The sequence below is a fragment of the Pyxidicoccus fallax genome (assembly GCF_012933655.1).
Taxonomy (GTDB): domain Bacteria; phylum Myxococcota; class Myxococcia; order Myxococcales; family Myxococcaceae; genus Myxococcus; species Myxococcus fallax.
Map to the genome: position 1 here is coordinate 15,078 of NZ_JABBJJ010000110.1, position 19,099 is coordinate 34,176.

Sequence of the window (19,099 nt, forward strand, 5' to 3'; positions counted from 1 at the left end):
AGCCGAAAACACGCCCTCCACTAGCATTCCGCGCGCACATGACCACCCCCGTCGACCGTGACTCCCCGCGTGCCCCCTCGGGTGCCCAGTCTTCCTCCGGGTCCAACCATCTCCGCCCCAATACCCTGCGAGACCCGGCGGAGCTCCTCGACCTTCCCGCGGAAGCGTCGCTCACGGACATCGTCGCGAACCTGCGGCGGGTTCCCGAGCCGCTCATCGACGAGACGATGCCCGACCCCTTCGTGCTGCGGCTGACCCCGACGAGCCCCGGAGGGGCGCGCACCGCCGGCCTCTGGCTGGTGGCGACCACCAACGACCAGCCGTTCGCCTTCCGGCTGTATCGCTTCGTGGGGGGCCGCTGGATGCCGCACCTGGTGGAGGGCAGGCACTGCGCCATCTTCCCCGAGGGACGGCTCCCCGCGTGGTGGAACGCCGGTGAGCTGGACCCGCTCTCGCCCGACCTCCCCAGGGACCTCGTCGTGGCGCGCTGGGCTCCCGAGATTGACGTGCGCAACGGCCTGCTCACGCTGCACTACACCGCGAGAGACCGCGCCGGCATCCTGCGCTCCGCCTATGCCACGGCCACCGCCATCGACGGCGAGTGGACGGACCATGGCTTCCTCGACATCAACGTCCGCGTGAAGGACCTGGCTCCCGACTACCCGGGAGGCCCCGCGGGCGAGAACCCCATCGTCGGGATGATTGACGGCCACGTGGCCGCGGCCGTCGACGCGGAGGGCAGGGAGCGCACGTTCCTGCTCACCAAGGTGGACGGGAACGGGTTGCGCTGGAAGGACCCGGTGACCCACGAGGTCCGCAAGGCCACGACGCCCATCCTGTCGCACGAGTTCAGGCAGCACGCCGACGGGCGCATCGAGATGCTGGGAGAGGCGAAGGTCCTCCACACCAATGGACCGCACCATGACGGCCTCATCGAGGGCCAGTTCGTGGTGAGCGAGAACGGCCAGTCCCACCTCGTGTACAGCGCGGGCTTCTTCGGTAACTCCGAGTACCGCACGTACATCGCGAAGCTCGACCTGCTCGCGAACGAGGTGAGGGACGAGCGGCTGCTGATTGACAGCCAGAGCCCGGCGCTCGGCGGGCAGTGGAACGGTCCGGGTCACCCCTCGTTCGTGAAGCTGGGGGAGGGCCTGTACGCGATGTACCTGCACGTGTGGCGCAACGGCTTCGAATACTCCAAGGACGGAGACCAGCGGAAGGCCATCCAGTGCCATGTGTCCTTCCGCGATTTGGAGGGCCGCCCCTGTGAGCCCTTCCTCGTGGAGGAGCGCTTCTCCGCTCGGGCAAGCGGCGTGTAGGGCCCGGCTTCCTTCGAACTCCGGGATGGAGAGACACACCATGGCGACGACCGTGCAGGCGCAGCAGGGAACCTACGAGCCGGCCGACATCATGCGCGGCCTCTACGGTGACGGCATCATCGGCCTCCCGGGTGCCTTCTCACGCGACTGGGCGCAGCGGATGCGCGAGGACATCGAGACGCTCTTCGCCGAGGCCCGGCAGGTGCCCGGCGGCGCGCTGCCGCGTGGGCCGGAGCGCTGGTATGTCGAGGTCCACCCGGAGCGCGTGCGCGGCTTCGTCGACATCGCCACCCACCCCTGGTTCGTCGCCGTCTGCGAGACGGTGCTCGGGCCGGATTACCGCATCGTCGAGGTGGGCTTCGACATTCCCTTCCCGGGCGCGGCGGACCAGCCCTGGCACCGCGACTTCGCCGTGCCGGAAGCGACGACGAAGGGCCGGCGCCTCAACTCGCTGGCCTTCAACCTGACCGCCGTCGACACCATCCCGGAGATGGGCCCCTTCGAGGTCGCGCCGGGGACGCAGTGGGACCAGTTCGAGGGCTGCGACAAGGGCATGTTCCCACCCCGCCACCTCTGGCCGCGCTACATCTCGCGCGCGGTGCAGAAGATGCCGCGGATGGGAGACATGTCCGCCCGCTCGGCGTTGACGATTCATCGTGGCACCGCCAACCGCTCGAACCAGTCGCGTCCGGTGCTGGTGGTCGGCGTGGATGCGCCCGACGCGACCAACTCCAAGCACCATGACCTTCAGGTGACGCGCGGCTATCTGGAGACGCTGCCTCCGCGAGTGAGGGACCACCTCACGTACCGGTTGGTCGACACGCTCCAGACGGTGGTGCAGCACCACACCATCGAGGGGCTGCTGAAGCCCGTGTACTGAGCCGTTTCATCGGGCGCGCGTCACATCGCCGGGTTTGATATCTCCCGCGGCATGTCCGTCCGTTATCGCAACCCGGTCCACCCCGGATACTTCGCCGACCCGTTCGTTCTTCGCACCAACGGTGGCTACGTCGCGTACGGCACCGGGAGCGTCATCGGGGGAAGGCCTTTCGAGGTGCTCACGTCCCCCGACCTCGTGCACTGGACGTCCGTGGGCGGCGCGCTCGAGCCGCTGCCGCCCGAGATGGGCACCGACTACTGGGCGCCAGAGGTGGCCGAGCACGACGGGCGCTGGTGGATGTATTACTCGGTCGGGTTCGAGGACCGCGGCCACCACCTGCGCGTCGCGGTCGCGGACAAGCCGACCGGCCCCTTCATCGACCAGGGCGTCAACCTGAGCCCCAACGAGCGGTTCGCCATCGATGCCTCGCCGTTCCGCGACGATGACGGCACCTGGTACCTCTTCCATGCGCGGGACGTGCTCGAGGGCGCGCGCGTCGGGACGATGCTCGCGGTCGACGTGCTCGACGGGATGACGGCCCTGCGTGGCGGGTCGCGCACCATCCTCACCCCGTCGGATGACTGGCAGATCTTCCTCCGGCAGCGCCAGATGTACGGCCAGGTCTATGACTGGCACACGCTGGAGGGCCCGGCCGTCGTGAAGCGGCACGGGCGGTACTGGTGCTTCTACTCCGGCGGCGCCTGGCTCACGCCGACGTACGGCGTCGCGTATGCCGTCGCGGACCACCCGCTCGGACCGTGGACGGAGCCCCAGGGCGTGCCGCCGCTGCTGCGCACCGTCCCAGGTCGCATCATCGGCCCCGGGCACAACAGCGTGGTCGTCGGGCCCGATGGCCAGGACGTGATGGTGTACCACGCGTGGGACCCGGGCCAGACGGCGCGGCGGATGTGCATCGACCCCATCGTGTGGACGCCGGAAGGGCCGCGGGTGCTCGGCCCCACCGACGAGGAGACCGAGCTGCCGAGGCGCTCGTAGGCGCCGCCCACCGCTGGGAGCCCCGCGTCTTCCCGAACTTGGGGCCAGGGCTGTCCATGGGATGCAACAGGAGCGGGCCGCCGCGCGAGCCTGGCCGCGGCGGTTTCGAGCGACTCCATGCCACGACTACCCGCAGCAGGAGTAGGTCGCGGTGATGCCCATCCGGAAGCCGTCCAGCCGGCTGGGGCCGAGCGGCTCGCACTCGCCCAGCGTCTCCACGACGTTGCACGTGCCGGACGGACACCGCGACGCCATGCTCGCGGAGAGCAGGCTGCGCGCCTGGGTGGCCGCGCCTCCACAGGTGGCGCCCTCGCCATACCGGGTGCTCGTGTACCGCGTCGTGCCACAGACGGTGGTGCACACCGCGGCCTCGGAGTTTCCGAGCGTCTCTTCTTCACCCGGCTCGAGGTCACCCGCGTTGCACGCGCCCAGTCCCAGGGCCGCAATCATCACTCCACTGCGCCACAGCCAGCTCGGTCGTAGGTTCATTCCCACAGCGTAGGTGCAGGTGTAACGGAGCATCAAATCACGAATGTAAGGCATTGACCCCCCTTTGCTCATCAAAACGGGAGAGGGGTACACTCTCAGTGAACCCGGAAGGGAGTGCCGCATGGATGCACGGAGCATGAAGCGGGGCGTGCTGTCGCTGTGGGCCATGGCTGGACTGGTGGGGCTGGGGGGCTGTGGACCGGAAGCCGCCGAGGAGCGGGGAGAGGCGCCCCTGGCCGAGGCGCGGCAGGGCGTGAGCTGGTACTACATCAGCTTCAACGGGGACCTGCCCTCGGACTTGCTGTGGCGCAACCAGGCCACGGGGAACAACACCGTGTGGACGACGAACGGGCCCACGGTGACGGGCTCGTTCGCGGCGTCGCCCCTGGCACCCAACTTCACCATCCAGGCGGCCTCCAACTTCGGCGGCGCCACCGGGGACCCGGACCTCATCATCCAGACCCCCACGCCCGGCGGTGAGAATGCCCTCTTCCTTAACGCGGGGGCCACCATCATCGGCTCGGCCCCCATCGCGCCGCTGCCCTCCGCGGACTGGTACTTCGCCGCGTCCGGCGACTTCAACAGCGACGGGCTCGCGGACCTGGTGCTGCACAACCGGAACACGGGGCAGTGGTTCTACCGCTACATGAACGGGCCCGCGCTGCTGGGAGCCTCGGCCTTCTTCCCGCGGGCCCTGCCCTGGTACATCGTGGGCGCGGCGGACTTCGACCTGGACGGCCGCACGGACCTGCTGTGGCGCAACCGCTCCACCGGCCAGAATGAAATCTGGAGGATGAGCAACACGGCGGTGCTCGGCACCGTCGCGCTGCCCGCCCAGCCTCTGTCCTTCTACGTCGGTGCCACCGCCGATTACACGCTGGACCGGAGGCCGGACATCGTCTGGCACAACCCGTCCTCGGGACAGGTGGTGCTCTGGCAGATGAGCGCCGCGCTCACGCCGACTCCCAGTCCGCTGCCGTTCATGTCCGCCGGCTGCCCCGCGTGGTTCTCCCAGGCGACGCCGCCCCCGGCCATCGCCGGCTGCAACTACCTCGTCGGCCCCCGCTGAAGGGGCTCGCCGGCCGCGCGCCGAGCGGCTCGGCGCCACCCTCACCGTGGCCCGGGGTGACCCGGGCACCGTCGTCGAACCGCGCATTCCGGTGAGGGTGGCGTACCCGCGCGAGAGGCCCGCTACTGCCGCTGCTGGGCGAGCATCCAGTCCCAGAAGGCCTGGTTCTCGTACGTGGGCGTCCCGAAGTCCGTGGTGGCCTGCGGGTACACCGTGAAGCGGATGGGGGCCGTCCCCGCCGCGGAGGCACCCGCCTGGGTGGACCAGGTGTCGGTCGTGGCGTTGAACAGGTACGTGAGCGGCGCGGCCGGCGCCGCGAAGGTCAGGTACTGGTCCCACCCGTACACCTGGGTCAGCCCGCGCAGCCAGGCCTGCTGGCTCGTTCCGGCTCCGGCCGACACCCACGCGTCCACCATCCAGACGGGAACGTTGGCCAGCTTCGTCAGCGCGGGCCCGGGCGCGCCGAGGTTCGCGCCCACGGGAGCCAGGGCCGCGATGCGGTCGCCATGGTTGTAACCGTAGTTCCACGCCCCCGAGCCACCCAGCACGCGTCCCGTCACGTAGATGCGCGCGGGGTTGACGCGGTAGTTCGCGACGAGGAAGTCGACGAGCGTGTTCAGCTTCGCCGGGTCCCAGTTCTCCGCCGCGCGAGGCGCGAAGACCATCACCTTCTGGGTGCCGAAGTACGTCTTCCAGGTCGTGCTGGCACGGATGAGCGCGAGCGGGCCATATCCCGACACCGTGTCGACGAGCTGCGCCTCGGTGCTCGTCGTGCCCACCTCCCACGCGTCGTGGAGGTGGAGCACGAGCGGGTAGGTCGTCGTCGGAGACGTCAGGTAGCCGGGGGGCAGGTACTCCGCGTAGGGATACGGGGCGCCGGTGGCGCTCGTCAGCCGGCCGATGACCTGGTTCTCGGTGGTGATGGGCAGGCCCCCCGTGGAGGCGCGGTACGTGGCGGTGACGGTGGTGGCCGCCGCGGGCATGCTGAGCGTCGTGGTGGCGGACGTCGCGTTCGTCACCGTCGCGCCCGTCCACCGGTCGAACACGTATCCCGCCGCTGGAGCGTCCGCGGTGAGGGTCACCAGCGTCCCGCTCACGTACTGGCCGTCACCCGAGCCCCCGTTGACGGTGAGCGTGTACTTCGTGGCCGGGGGAGGTGTGCCGCCTCGCCGCTGCGCCAGCAGCCAGTTCCAGAACGCCTGCTGGTTGTAGGACTCCGTCCAGCCCGTGTGCGCCGAGCCGGGGAGCACGACGAGGCGGGCGATGGCCGTGCCCGTGCCCACCGTGCCCGTCTGCGACGTCCAGGCCTTCGTCGTCTTGTCGAACAGGTACGTCTGGGTCTGCGTGCTGTTGGCGACGCTCGCCACCTGCAAGGCGTCGTACACCCGTGTGTAGGCGAGGAGCCAGGACTGCTGGATGCCTGCTTCCCCGTACGAGCTGGAGGTCCAGATGGGCACGTTCTCCAGCCGGGTCAACGCGTCGCCGGGAGCGCCGATGTTCGCGGCGAAGGGGGCGACCGCCGCCAGCTCGTCTCCGTACAGGCTGGCGTAGCGCCACGTTCCCCAGCCGCCCATGCTCAGGCCCGTGAGGTACAGGCGCGTGGGGTCCACCCGGTAGTTCGCGACGATGAACTGCACGAACGGCCGGAGCTCCTCGGGCGAGTAGTTGTCGTTGCTCTGCGGCGCGAAAATCATCGCCTGCTTCTGGCCGAAGTACGTCTTCCACGTGGTGCTGCCGCGGATGTTCTTGAGCGCGCCGTTCCGCGTGACGACGTCGTACAGCTCCGCCTCGGTGGTGGCCCGTCCCAGCTCCACCGCGCCGTTGAGCTGGATGATGGCCGGGTACAGCTGCGTCGACGACAGATACCCGGGGGGCAGGTACTCGGCGTAGCCGATGGGGGCGCCCGAGCTGCTCGGCAGGCGCGCGACAATCTGGTTCTCGGTGGTGATGGTGACCGCGGAGCGCCGGGTGGCCTCCGCGGGGGCGGGCATCTCTTCGGATTGGGGGCCACACGCCGCCAGGAACATCAAGGCGGCGCACAGGACAACACGTGTCATGGAACACCTCTCGAGCTGGAGTGCTGCCCGCTCCACTCTAGTAGGTGCCATGCAATTGCATCAATGTTGCGATAATCCCAGGGCTGGGATTGCGCCCGGCCGTTACGCCTTCTTGTCGGAGTTCACCATCCAGTGGATGCCGAACTCGTCCTGGACCACGCCGAACAGGCCGCCCCAGGGTGCGTCGATGACGGGCTGGATGACCTTGCCCGTGGCCGCCAGCGTCTCGAAGCTGCGGCGCAGCTGCGCCGGGTCGTCGAAGCTCAGCGCGACGCTCACGTTGCCTCCCGCCGGCGCCTGCGGCACGTCCTGCGGGCCGTCGGACATCATCAGCATCGCGCTGCCCACGCGCAGCTCCGCATGCATGACGCGATTCTTCAAATCCGTGGGACAGCCTCCGGGCATGTCGCCGAAGCGCTGCAGGGTCTCCGTGCGGGCGCCCAGGGCACGCTGGTAGAGCGCGATGGCCTGCTCGGTCCGGCCATTGAGCAGGAAATAGGGCGTGGCGGCTTGAATCGACATGGCGGTGTTCTCCTTCGCTCGGGATGTGGGAAGGCGGGAGCGTCCCCTGCCTCCACTGACGCGACGAACGACGCCCCGGGAGATCGACACACCCCTCCAGAAAATCGGGTGCGGCTCCAAGTGGCTGGAATCACGAGGTCTCTCGCCCCCGGCGGTTTCCAATACCTTTCAGTGCAGGTCATTCCCCTCCTTTGGGAGGGGTCATTCGCCCGCGCCTTCGTGCCATGAGGACGGCCCTGTGCCCCGGCGACCCCACCGTCAGGGTCCCCAGGGGGGGCCAGGGAGAGTGTGCACGGTATGTCCGTTCCACTGAGCGATACGCAGCTCGTGACGCTGCGCGCAATCTGTGACACCGCCGTCCCTCGCATCGATCGCGCCGACGACCCGGACGGCTTCTGGCGCCGCCGGGCCACCGAGGTCGGCGCCGACCAGGCGCTGCTCATGGTGCTCGCCGGCATGCCACCCGAGCAGCGCGCCGGGATGCTGCAGCTGCTCGACATCCTCGCCGAGCAGGACTTCGTCCGGTTGTCGCAGCCGTCGCGAGAGCAGGTCCTCACCAATCTCTCGCTGGCCTCCCGGGAGGCGGCGGTGGGCATCGGCGCGCTCGTCACGCTGGCCATCTTCTTCGCGTACGGCCTGCCGGATGCCACGGGGCAGAACCCGGCCTGGAAGACCTTCGGTTACCCAGGCCCCCAGCAGGTGCCAGCGCCCGCGGAGCCGAAGCCGCTCGAGCCGCTGACGCCGCTGGGCGACATGACGCTCACGGTCGATGTCGTGGTGGTCGGCTCCGGCGCTGGCGGAGGACTCATCGCCGGCCGCCTCGCCCGCGCCGGGCTCAAGGTCATCGTGCTCGAAGCGGGGCGCTACCTCCGCGAGGCGGACTTCCATCAGTTGGAGGTGCCCGCGTACCAGCAGCTCTACTGGCGGGGCGGCCCGACACCGACGGCGGACATGAACGTGTCGTTGATGGCGGGCGCCTGCCTGGGCGGCGGCACGACGGTGAACTGGACCAACTGCCTGCGCATGAAGCCCTGGGTCCGCGAGCAGTGGGCGTCGGAGTTCGGCCTCGAGGACGTCGCCACCGAGGCGTTCGACCGGCACCTCGATGCTGTCTGGCGCGAGCTGTCCGTCAATGACCGCTGCTCGGAGCTCAACCGGCCGCAGGAGGCCATGCAGCGCGGCGCCCAGACGCTGGGCTGGAACTTCATCCGGGCCCACCGCAACTGGGACCCGGAGCGCCATGACCCGGCCCGGGCCGGCTACATGGGCTTCGGCGACGCGTCCGGCGCCAAGCGCTCCACGACGAAGACCTATCTGCGGCAGGCGGCCGACCATGGCGCGGAAATCCTCGTCGGCTGCTTCGTGGAGCGCGTCCTCGTCGAGGGCGGTCGGGCCGCGGGCGTCGAGGCGCGGTGGACCGCCGCCGACGGCAGCCGCGCCGCGAGAGTCACGGTGCGCGCGCCGCGAGTCGTCGTCGCGGCGGGCGCGCTGGAGTCGCCGGGCATCCTCCTGCGGTCCGGAATCGGCGGGCCGGCGGTGGGCAACTACCTGCGCCTGCACCCGTGCACCGCGATGATGGGCGACTACGGGACGGACATGCAGGCCTGGTGGGGCGCCCCGCACGCCGGGCTGGTGGACCAGTTCGCCAACGTCCAGGACGGCTACGGCTTCCTGGTGGAGGGGGTGCAGTACACGACCGCGCTCGGCGCATCCGCCGTGCCCTTCACCTCGGGGGCCGAGCACAAGCAGCTCATGGCCGACTACCGGAACGTGGCCACCTTCATCGGGCTGATTCGCGACCATGGCCACGGCAGGGTGACGCTGGACGCGAATGGAATGACGGTGCCCTGGTACGACCTGACGGACCCGGTCGACGTGCGCAACATGCACCGCGCGCTGGAGGCGCAGGCCCGCCTGCACCACGCCGCGGGGGCCCGGCGCATCGTGATGCTCGCCCAGGGGCTGCCCACCTGGCGCGTCGGCGACGACTTCGACGCCTTCGTGGCCCGCCTGCGGCGTGTTCCGCTGCGCGCCGGGGGCGCTCGCCTGTTCGCGGCGCACCAGATGGGGACGTGCCGGATGGGCACGAACCCCGCGACGAGCGTGGCCAATCCGCGCGGCGAGCTGCACGACACCCCGGGGGTGTGGATGGGGGATGCCTCGGCCTTCCCGACGCCCTCCGGCACCAACCCGATGATTTCCATCATGGCCCTGGCCTCGCGGACCGCCGAGCACATCGCGCAGGCGGCCGGGGTGCGCACTTCGCTCACGGAGGGGGTACCGGCATGACCACCCAGAACAAGCACACGCGGTTCTATATCGGCGGCCGGTGGGTCGACCCGGCGGGCACCGGCACCATCGAGGTCATCAACGCCGCCACCGAGGAGGTGATGGGGTGCGTCCCGGCGGGCACGCCCGAGGACGTGGACCGGGCCGTCGTCGCCGCGCGGGCCGCGTTCGACGGGTGGGCGGCCACGCCGCTGCAGACCCGCGTGGACCTGTGCGGCGCCATCGCGCGGAAGCTCCAGGAGCGCCAGCAGGAAATCGCGGTGCTGATTTCGCAGGAGCTCGGCACGCCCATCAAGGTGTCGATGATGGTGCAGGCCGGGCTGCCCGCCATCACCTTCGGCTCCATGGAGCACCTCGTGGAGCAGCTCCCCTGGGAGCAGCGCATCGGCAACTCGCTGGTCGTCCGCGAGCCGGTGGGCGTGGTCGGGGCGATTACGCCGTGGAACTACCCGCTGCATCAAATCGCGGCCAAGGTGGCGCCCGCGATGCTCGCGGGCTGCACCGTCGTCGTGAAGCCGAGCGAGGTGGCGCCGCTCAACGCGTTCCTCCTCGCGCGCATCATGGAGGAGGTGGGCGTGCCGGCCGGCGTGTTCAACCTCGTCACCGGCTACGGGCCCGTGGCCGGCGAGGCCCTCGCCGCGCACCCGGACGTGGACATGGTGTCCTTCACCGGCTCGACGGGCGCGGGGCGGCGCGTGAGCGAGGTGGCCGCCGCCACGGTGAAGCGGGTGTCGCTGGAGCTGGGCGGGAAGTCCGCCAACGTCATCCTCGACGACGCGGACCTCCAGCAGGCCGTCGTGGACGGGCTGAAGAAGTGCTACCTGAACTCGGGGCAGACGTGCTCGGCGCTGACGCGGATGCTCGTGCCCAGGGACAAGCTCGGCGTGGTCGAGGCCATCGCCGCGGCGGCCGTGCCCCACTTCAAGCCAGGCGACCCGCTCGACCCGGGCACCGTGCTGGGGCCGCTCGTGTCCGACGCCCAGCGCGCGCGGGTGCGCGGGTACATCTCCCGCGGGCTCGAGGAGGGCGCGCGGCTCGTGTGCGGTGGCGCCCGGCCTCCGGAGGGGCTGGAGCGGGGCTACTACGTGGCGCCCACCATCTTCAGCGACGTCACGCCCGCGATGACCATCGCGCGGGAGGAAATCTTCGGCCCCGTCCTCGCCATCATGCCGTACGACAGCGAGGACGACGCCGTGCGCATCGCCAATGACACGATGTACGGCCTCGCTGGCGGCGTGTGGTCGGCCGACCCCGAGCGGGCGCTGCGGGTGGCGCGGCGGCTGCGCACAGGGCAGGTCGAGCTCAACGGGGCGGCGTTCAACCCGCTGGCGCCGTTCGGCGGGTACAAGCAGTCCGGCCATGGCCGCGAGCTGGGCCCGTACGGCGTCCTGGAGTTCACCCAGGTCAAGGCGGTGCAGCTCTAGGCAAGGGCGAGGTCCTCCCTCACCCGGGACGCGGGCCTCGCCGCAAGGATTGCGCGCGGCGGGTCCAACACTTCACGTCGCGCTCCCTGGACATCCGCGGGCCGCCGGTTGGCACTGTTCGTGCGTGTTACGGTCCGCGAGGTTCCACGGGAGGACGACACATGACTGGCAGGTACCGCGAGCTTCACGCCCGGTCGCTCGCTGCGCCGGAAGCGTTCTGGTCCGAGGCAGCCGAGGACATCCACTGGTACCGCAGGTGGGACAAGGTCCTCGATGATTCGCGAGCGCCCTTCTACCGCTGGTTCGCGGGCGGCCAGCTCAACACCTGCTACAACGCACTGGACCGGCACGTCGAGCAGGGACGCGGCGCGCAGGCCGCGCTCATCTACGACAGCCCGGTGACGGGGACGGTCCGCTCGTTCACCTACGGCGAGCTGAGAGACCTCGTGGCGCGGTTCGCGGGGGCGCTCGTCCGGCGGGGCGTGGCGAAGGGCGACCGCGTCATCATCTACATGCCCATGGTGCCCGAGGCCGTGGTCGCCATGCTCGCGTGTGCCCGCATCGGCGCCATCCACTCGGTGGTGTTCGGCGGGTTCGCTCCGCGCGAGCTGGCGGCGCGCATCGACGACGCGAAGCCGAAGCTCATCGTCTCCGCGTCCTGCGGCATCGAGGTGAACCGCGTCGTCCCGTACAAGCCGCTGCTCGACGAGGCCATCCACCTCTCCACGCACCAGCCGTCCGCGTGCATCATCCTCCAGCGCCCGCAGGCCCAGGCCGCGCTCACGCCGGGAAGGGACGTGGAGTGGGAGCAGGCCCAGGAGGGCGTCTCGCCCGCCGACTGCGTCCCGGTGGAGGCGACGGACCCGCTGTACATCCTCTACACCTCCGGGACGACGGGCCAGCCCAAGGGCATCGTGCGCGACAACGGCGGCCACGCGGTGGCGCTGCGCTGGTCCATGAAGCACATCTACGGCGTGCAGCCCGGCGAGGTGTACTGGGCCGCGTCCGACGTCGGCTGGGTGGTGGGGCACTCGTACATCGTCTACGGGCCGCTGCTGAACGGGAACACCACCGTGCTGTACGAGGGCAAGCCCGTGGGCACGCCGGACGCCGGCGCCTTCTGGCGCGTCATCTCCCAGCACGGGGTGAGCGTGATGTTCACCGCGCCCACCGCCTTCCGCGCCATCAAGCGGGACGACCCGAACGGCGAGCTGCTGGCGAAGTACGACTTGTCGAGGTTCCGCACGCTGTTCCTCGCGGGCGAGCGCTGCGACCCGGACACGCTCCGCTGGGCGGAGGCGATTCTGCGGCGGCCCGTCATCGACCACTGGTGGCAGACGGAGACGGGCTGGGCCATCGTCGCCAACCCCATGGGCATCGAGCACCTGCCGGTGAAGGTGGGCTCCCCGACGGTGGCGATGCCCGGCTACGACGTGCGCGTGCTCGACGAGGAGGGGCGCGAGACGGGGCCCGACACGATTGGCGCCGTCGTGGTGAAGCTGCCGCTGCCGCCGGGCTGCCTGCCCACCCTCTGGAACGCGGACGAGCGCTTCGTGAGCGCGTACCTGAGCACCTTCAAGGGCTACTACCTGACGGGTGACGCGGGCTACCGGGACTCGCAGGGTTACGTGTACATCATGAGCCGCATCGACGACATCATCAACGTCGCCGGCCACCGGCTGTCCACGGGCGCGATGGAGGAGGTGCTGGCGTCCCATCCCGACGTCGCCGAGTGCGCGGTGCTGGGCGCGGCGGACTCCCTCAAGGGAGAGGTCCCCGTCGGCTTCATCGTGCTCAAGGCCGGCGTGACGCGGCCTCAGGAGGACATCGTGAAGGAGGTCGTCCAGTTGGTGCGGGACCGGATTGGTCCGGTAGCGGCATTCAAGACGGCCACCGTGGTGCAGCGCCTGCCGAAGACGCGGTCCGGAAAAATCCTGCGCGGCACCATGAAGAAGATCGCCGACGGGACGGAGTACAAGACGCCCGCCACCATCGACGACGCGGCGACGCTCGACGAGGTCACCGCCGCGCTGCGGAGGATTGGCTACGCCCGGAAGAAGGAGTAGGCGAGCGCATCACCGGCGGGCAGCGGCAGGAGGGCTCGCCGCCCCCGCCGGGTGATGGCGGGCGTGCTCGGGGACGCCATCATTCAAATTTTAGAGTCTCCTCTCTCCACCAAGGGTGGCGCGATGTTCCAGGCGCTGGGCGACGAGAGACTGCAGGAGATCTATTGCGGGCGCCGCTACGTGGTGCTGCGCGGCTGGAAGCAGGACGGCGAGCCCCTGGTCGTCAAGCGCGTGCGCGCCGGCGCGCTCGCCAGCGGCAGCCAGGCGATGCTGCGCCATGAGTATTCCCTGTTGAGCAGCCTCCAGGGCGCGGTGCCCGGTGTCGCCCGCGTCCTGGCCCTGCGGGAGGACGAAGGGCACCTGCCCGCCCTCGTCATGGAGGACGCAGGGCCGCAGAACCTCCAGGAGTGGCTCGGCCGAAGGCCCGTCTCCATGGACGCCTTCATGGAACTGGCCCTCCAGTTGGCGGGCATCATCGCCAGCCTGCACCAGCAGCACGTCATCCACCGCGACCTCAACCCCACCAACATGGTGGTGGGCGCCGACAGCCGGCACGTCACCATCGTCGACTTCGACCTGGCCACCCGGGTAGCGGGGCTGGCACCCGACGCCGGGCTCCCCGGCGAGCTGCAGTGGACGCTGCCCTATGTCGCCCCGGAGCAGACGGGGCGCATGAGCCGGCCCGTGGACCACCGCGCGGACCTCTACTCGCTGGGCGCGACGTTCTACGAGCTGCTCACCGGGCTGCCGCCCTTCGTGTCCTCGGACCCGGCGGAGCTGGTACACGCGCACCTGGCGAAGCCGCCGGTGCCGCCCGCGTTCGCCAACCCCGCGGTGCCCAAGCTGCTGTCCGACGTCGTCCTGAAGCTGCTGGCGAAGATGCCGGAGGAGCGCTACCAGAGCGCGGAGGCGCTGCTGGCGGACCTCCTGGAGGCGCGACGGCGGCAGGCGTCGGGCGCCATCGGCTCGTTCGAGCTGGGGCGCGTGGACCTGGCGCGGCAGCTCTCCTTCCCGGACCGGCTGTATGGCCGCGAGCGCGAGCTGGAGCGGCTGCGCGAGGCGCTGGAGCGGGTGCGCCGGGGCCTGAGCGAGGGCGTGCTGCTGGCGGGCGAGGCCGGCATCGGCAAGTCCGCGCTCGTCCAGCAGCTCCACCGCCGCGCCGCGTCCCGGGACCTCGTCCTGGGCGGGAAGTTCAACCAGCTTCGGGGCAACGAGCCCTACTCGGCCTTCGTGGAGGCCTTCCGGGGCTTCATCCACGGACTGCGCGGGCAGCCCCAGGGCGCGCGCGAGGCCTGGCGGCTCCGGCTCCTGAAGGCCCTGGGCCCCAACGGCCGCGTCATCGGCGACATCGTGCCGGAGCTGGAGGAGCTGCTGGGCCCGCAGCCGGAGCCCCTGGAGCTGGACCCGGCGGGGACGTCGGGACGCCTGCACCTCGTCTTCCAGTCCTTCGTCCAGGCCCTCGCGTCCGCCGAGCACGTGCTGGTGCTCTTCCTGGATGACGTGCAGTGGGCGGACCCCGGCTCGCTCCAGCTGCTGAAGGCGCTGGCCACGGACCCGGACTCACGGCACGTGCTCGTCGTGGGCGCGTACCGTCCCCGCGCCGTGGGCGCGGACCACCCGCTTCTCCTGCTGCTCCAGTCCCTGCGGGAGTCGGGGGCCATGACGTTCGACACGCTCTCGCTCGCGCCCCTGGACCTGCCCGCCGTCACCGCGCTCTGCGCGGACACGTTCCGGTGCGGGCCCGAGCACGCCGGCCCGCTCGCGGACGTCGTGCTGCGCAAGACGGCGGGCAATCCCCTCTTCATCACCCGCTTCCTCCGGCTCCTCCACCAGTCCGGCCTGCTCGCGTTCGACCTCGACAGCGGCACGTGGCGGTGGGACCTGGACCGCCTGGAGAAGGTGGACGCGACGGAGAACGTGGTGGAGCTGATGCTGGCCACCATCCGCCGGCTCCCCGAGCGGGCGCAGCGGGCCCTGAAGGCCGCCGCATGCCTGGGCGACCGCGTGGAGCTGTGGCTGCTGTCCGGGCTGATGGGCGAGGCGGAAGGGGAGGCGGCTTCCGCCCTGTGGAGCCTGCTGCGCGAGGGGCTGCTCCTCCCGGAGCAGGATGGCGCGCGCGCGCCTCGTGGCGACGGCGCGGACTCCGGGGGCCCCGGGCGGCCGGCGGCCACGTACCGCTTCGCGCATGACCGCGTCCGGCAGGCGGCGTACTCCATGCTCTCCGAGGAGGAGCGGCGGTGCCTGCACCACGAGGCGGGAAGGCTGCTGCTGCGGGGGGCCTCCGCGGAGACGCTCGACGAGCGGCTGTTCGCGGTGGTGGACCACCTGCACCTGGGGCTGGAGCGGCCGGGCGGAGAGGTAGAGGGGTGTGAGCTGACCGAGCTCAACGCCCGGGCGGGCCTCAAGGCCAAGGCCACCTCGGCCTTCGGCGCCGCGCTGGTGTACCTGCTGCGGGCCATCTCGCTCCTGCCGCGGGCGCAGTGGCCCGAGCGCCGGGAGCAGGTCTTCCACCTGCACGCGGAGGCAGCGCAGTGCGCCTACTTCTCCGGCGACTCCGCGCTGGCGGGGGAGCTGGTGCGCACGGCCCTGGAGCACGCGCCGTCGCCCCTGGAGAAGGTGGACCTGTACTGCCTCCAGGTCCTCGCCCACACCCTGAAGGGGAGGTTCCGGGAGGGACTGGAGTGGGGCGTCGAGGGGCTTCAGTTGCTGGGGATGAAGCTGCCGGAGCGGGACCTGTCCGCCGAGCTCGCCGCGGAGCTGGCCGAGGTGCCGGTGAACATGCGGGGCCGCTCGGTGGAGGAGTTGCTGGACGCGCCGCGGATGGAAGACCCCGAGCAGGTCGCCACCGTGCGGTTGCTGTCCGAGCTCATCAACGCGGCCTTCTTCATCGAGCCGGGGCTGTTCGCCCTCCTCAACACGCGCGCGCTCAACCTCCTGCTGCGGTACGGCAACGCGCCCGGGGCGCCCGTGGTGTACGGGTGCCACGCGATGATGCTGTCGGTGCGCGGGGGGGATATCGCGGTCGGCCATGCCTTCGCCAGCATGGCGGTGGAGCTGGCCCGGCGGCAGGGCATTCCCCGTCAGGAGTGCCGGGCCATCATCTCGCTGCTCCACATCAACCACTGGCGGGCGCCGCTGCGCACCAACCTGCCGCTGACGCGCCGGGGCCTCGCGGCGGGCATCGCCAGCGGCGACCTGCAGTTCGCGGGCTTCACGCTCGCCATCAGCATGAGCACCGAGTTCGGCATGGGCATCGAGCTGGGCCGCCTGCTCGGCACCATCGACGCCTGCATGGCCTTCTTCCGCAAGTCCGGCGTGCTGTCCCTGAGGCACACGGTGGTCTTCCTCCGCCAGGCCGTCCGCGCCCTCCAGGGCCACACCCGGGTGCATGCGCGCTTCGACGACGACGAGTTCGACGAGCAGGCCGAGCTCGCGTCGGAGCAGCTGGCCCCCATGCTGCGCTTCACCCATGCGACGCTCAGGGCCTTCGTCGCGTATGTGCTGGGGGACTTCGACGAGGCGGTGAGGATGACGCGGCAGGGAGCGCCGTACGCCGTCTACAGCCAGGGCTCCCTGCGCGTGGTCGACTTCACCTTCGTGAGCTCGCTGGCGCTGGCGGCCTGGAGGGGCGGCACGCCCGAGGAGCACGCCGAGGCGAGGGCCCGGCTCGCCGACAACCAGCGCAGGCTCGGCGAGTGGGCGCAGTGGTGTCCGGAGAACTACCGGCACAAGCACCAGCTCGTCGACGCCGAGGTGGCCCGTCTGGAAGGCCGGCACCTCGACGCCATGTCCCTCTACGAGAAGGCCATCAACGGAGCCCGCGCGGAGGGCTTCCTCCACGACGAGGCCATGGCGAACGAGGCCGCGGGGCGCTTCTACCATTCGCTGGGCCGCAAGCGCTTCGCCACGCTCCACCTGCGCGCCGCGCTGGAGGCCTACGCCCGCTGGGGCGCGTGGGCGAAGGTGACATCGATGGAGGAGGAGTTCCCGGACCTCAAGCCCGGTGGCGGCAAGGCCTGGAGCGAGCCCATACCCGCCCCGACGTCGGGCACGGTGCCCGGGGCCTCACTGGACCTGCACAGCCTGCTCAAGGCCTCCGAGACGCTGGTGGGCGAGGTGGTGCTGGACCGGCTGCTGGAGAAGCTGATGGCGGTGTGCCTGGAAGCCGCGGGCGCGACGCGCGGCGCCCTGGTGCTGAATGAGTCCGGGGCCCTGGTCGTGCGCGCCCTGGGCACCGTGGCCGAGCCGGTGGACCTGGAGCACACCCCGCTGGCCTCCGCGAGCACCGTCCCCGGCTCCGTGGTGGAGCACGCCTATGCCACGGGGGAGACGCTCGTCCTCGGCGATGCGGCCCACCAGGGACGCTTCATCAGCGACCCGTGCGTCGTGCGCCGGGCGGTGCGCTCCGCCCTCGCGGTGCCCATCCAGCGGCAGGCGCGCACGGTGGGCGTGCTCTACCTGGAGAATGACCTGGCCACGCGCGCCTTCACACCCGAGCGCGTGGGGGTGCTGCGGGCGCTCTCCTCGCAGATGGCCATTTCACTGGAGAACAGCCAGCTCTTCGAGCAGCTCAAGGTGGAGGTGCGGGAGCGCCGGAAGGCGGAGGCCGCGGTGCGCTTCCTCGCCGAGTCGGGGCTGGCGCTGGCCGAGTCGCTGGACCTGGAGCAGACGCTGGCGAAGGCCCTGCGCATCGTGGTCCCCTTCCTGGCGGACTGGTGCATGTTCACCGTCCTCGAGGACGGGGAGCGCCTGCGGATGCTGGCCGCCGCCCACGTGGACCCGAAGAAGGAAGCGCGCCTGCGCGCGCTGCTGGAGAGGCACCCGCCCGACTGGAACTCACCGCCCGCCCTCATCCGCGCCCTGCGCACGGGCCGGCCCGTGCTGCGCCCCGAGCTCACCGCGGCCATGCTGACGGAGACGGGCAACGGGCCCTGGTACGTGGAGGAACTGCAGGCGCTGGGCACGCGGACGGCCATGCACGTGCCGCTCATCGCCCGGGGCAAGACGCTCGGCGTCCTGACGCTCGCCTCCGGCGCGCCGGGCCGCCGGTATGCCGTGGCGGACCTGGACCTCGCCCAGGAGCTGGCGCGCCGGGCGGCTGTCTGCATCGACAACGCGAGGCTCTACCGCGCGTCACAGGAGGCCATCCGCCTGCGGGACGACTTCCTCAGCGTCGCCTCGCACGAGCTGAACACGCCGCTCACCTCGCTGCGGCTGATGGTGCACTCGCTCTTGCGCCACCGTCCCGCCGGCCTGCCGGAGCCCGCCGTGCGCGCGCTGCGCACCATCGATGCCCAGTCGCTGAAGCTCGCCACCCTCATCGGAGAGTTGCTGGATGTCTCGCGCCTGCATGCGGGCCGGCTGGACCTCCGGCTGGAGGAGGTGGACCTGCGGGCGGTCATCGAACGGGTGACGGACCGGCTGCGCGAGCCGCTGGAGAAGGCGGGCTGCGCGCTGGACGTCCGCGTCGACACTTCCATCCTCGGGCGGTGGGACGCCACGCGGCTGGAGCAGGTGCTGCTCAACCTGCTGTCCAACGCGCTCAAGTTCGGGGCGGGCAAGCCCATCCACATCGCGGCCGGGGGGGAGGATGGCACCGCGTGGCTGCGCGTGCGCGACGAGGGCATCGGCATCGCGCCCGACAAGCTGCCGCACATCTTCGAGCGCTTCGAGCGGGCGGTGTCGGCGCGCTCCTATGGCGGGCTGGGGCTGGGGCTGCACCTGGTGAGCGCCATCGTCGACGCGCTCGGTGGCTCCATCCGCGTGGAGAGCACCCTGGGGCGCGGTACCACCTTCACCCTCCGGCTTCCTCGCGCGGGCCCGGCCCGGGGGAACTGACGCGGTCGGTGAAGGCCGTGCCCGCTCCGTGCTCCCCGTAGGTGCTCAACACGCGAATGCCCGGACATCCGATGAAGAAGCGGAAATGGAACGCCGGCGGGTCCTGGTGGACCGGGGGGCCGTCACGGTGCTCCTCCCGGAGGGGGGGGT

At 70.9% G+C, this 19,099-nt stretch carries 11 protein-coding genes; 8 read left to right on the plus strand and 3 right to left on the minus strand.

Going from position 1 to position 19,099, the window contains the following annotated elements; translation table 11 throughout:
* Positions 1–38: 38 nt before the first annotated feature.
* Genes HG543_RS23450 through HG543_RS23460 form a run of 3 tightly spaced genes read left to right on the plus strand, consistent with a single transcriptional unit; the run spans position 39 to position 3,195 of the window.
* On the plus strand, positions 39–1,319 hold the full coding sequence (locus HG543_RS23450; protein ID WP_246357244.1) for a glycoside hydrolase family protein: 1,281 nt from the start codon (positions 39–41) through the stop codon (positions 1,317–1,319).
* 40 nt (positions 1,320–1,359) lie between these two features.
* Positions 1,360–2,199, plus strand: coding sequence for a phytanoyl-CoA dioxygenase family protein (locus HG543_RS23455; protein WP_171817992.1), 840 nt, complete (start codon positions 1,360–1,362; stop codon positions 2,197–2,199).
* Positions 2,200–2,250: 51 nt separating this feature from the next.
* Positions 2,251–3,195, plus strand: a complete 945-nt coding sequence (locus HG543_RS23460) for a glycoside hydrolase family 43 protein (protein WP_169347071.1) — start codon at positions 2,251–2,253, stop codon at positions 3,193–3,195.
* A gap of 126 nt (positions 3,196–3,321) precedes the next feature.
* Here HG543_RS23460 and HG543_RS23465 read toward each other — a convergent pair whose 3' ends face one another.
* Positions 3,322–3,645, minus strand: a complete 324-nt coding sequence (locus HG543_RS23465) for a hypothetical protein (RefSeq protein WP_169347072.1) — start codon at positions 3,643–3,645, stop codon at positions 3,322–3,324.
* A gap of 160 nt (positions 3,646–3,805) precedes the next feature.
* On the opposite strand from HG543_RS23465, the gene HG543_RS23470 reads away from it, so the two are divergent.
* A complete protein-coding gene (locus HG543_RS23470) occupies positions 3,806–4,753 on the plus strand; it encodes an FG-GAP repeat domain-containing protein (RefSeq protein ID WP_169347073.1) in 948 nt (315 codons plus the stop codon).
* A gap of 122 nt (positions 4,754–4,875) precedes the next feature.
* Here HG543_RS23470 and HG543_RS54590 read toward each other — a convergent pair whose 3' ends face one another.
* Together HG543_RS54590 and HG543_RS23480 are read right to left on the minus strand one after the other, a co-directional pair.
* Positions 4,876–6,810, minus strand: a complete 1,935-nt coding sequence (locus tag HG543_RS54590; RefSeq protein ID WP_211194115.1) for an InlB B-repeat-containing protein — start codon at positions 6,808–6,810, stop codon at positions 4,876–4,878.
* Between the two features lie 102 nt (positions 6,811–6,912).
* A complete protein-coding gene (locus tag HG543_RS23480; RefSeq protein WP_169347074.1) occupies positions 6,913–7,332 on the minus strand; it encodes a VOC family protein in 420 nt (139 codons plus the stop codon).
* A 297-nt stretch (positions 7,333–7,629) separates the two neighbouring features.
* Here HG543_RS23480 and HG543_RS23485 point away from each other — a divergent pair, with 297 nt between their 5' ends.
* The 4 genes from HG543_RS23485 to HG543_RS23500 all read left to right on the plus strand — a co-directional run bounded on the left by HG543_RS23485 (position 7,630) and on the right by HG543_RS23500 (position 18,949).
* Positions 7,630–9,621 (plus strand): FAD-dependent oxidoreductase, encoded by a 1,992-nt coding sequence (locus HG543_RS23485; RefSeq protein ID WP_169347075.1) that lies wholly within the window; start codon positions 7,630–7,632, stop codon positions 9,619–9,621.
* A complete protein-coding gene (locus HG543_RS23490) occupies positions 9,618–11,045 on the plus strand; it encodes an aldehyde dehydrogenase family protein (RefSeq protein WP_169347076.1) in 1,428 nt (475 codons plus the stop codon). The genes HG543_RS23485 and HG543_RS23490 overlap by 4 nt, the downstream gene beginning before the upstream one ends.
* Before the next feature lie 161 nt (positions 11,046–11,206).
* On the plus strand, positions 11,207–13,111 hold the full coding sequence (locus HG543_RS23495; RefSeq protein ID WP_169347077.1) for a propionyl-CoA synthetase: 1,905 nt from the start codon (positions 11,207–11,209) through the stop codon (positions 13,109–13,111).
* Between the two features lie 123 nt (positions 13,112–13,234).
* The gene (locus HG543_RS23500; RefSeq protein WP_169347078.1) at positions 13,235–18,949 is read left to right on the plus strand and encodes a sensor histidine kinase; all 5,715 of its coding nucleotides are present in this window, start codon (positions 13,235–13,237) and stop codon (positions 18,947–18,949) included.
* Positions 18,950–19,099: the final 150 nt, after the last annotated feature.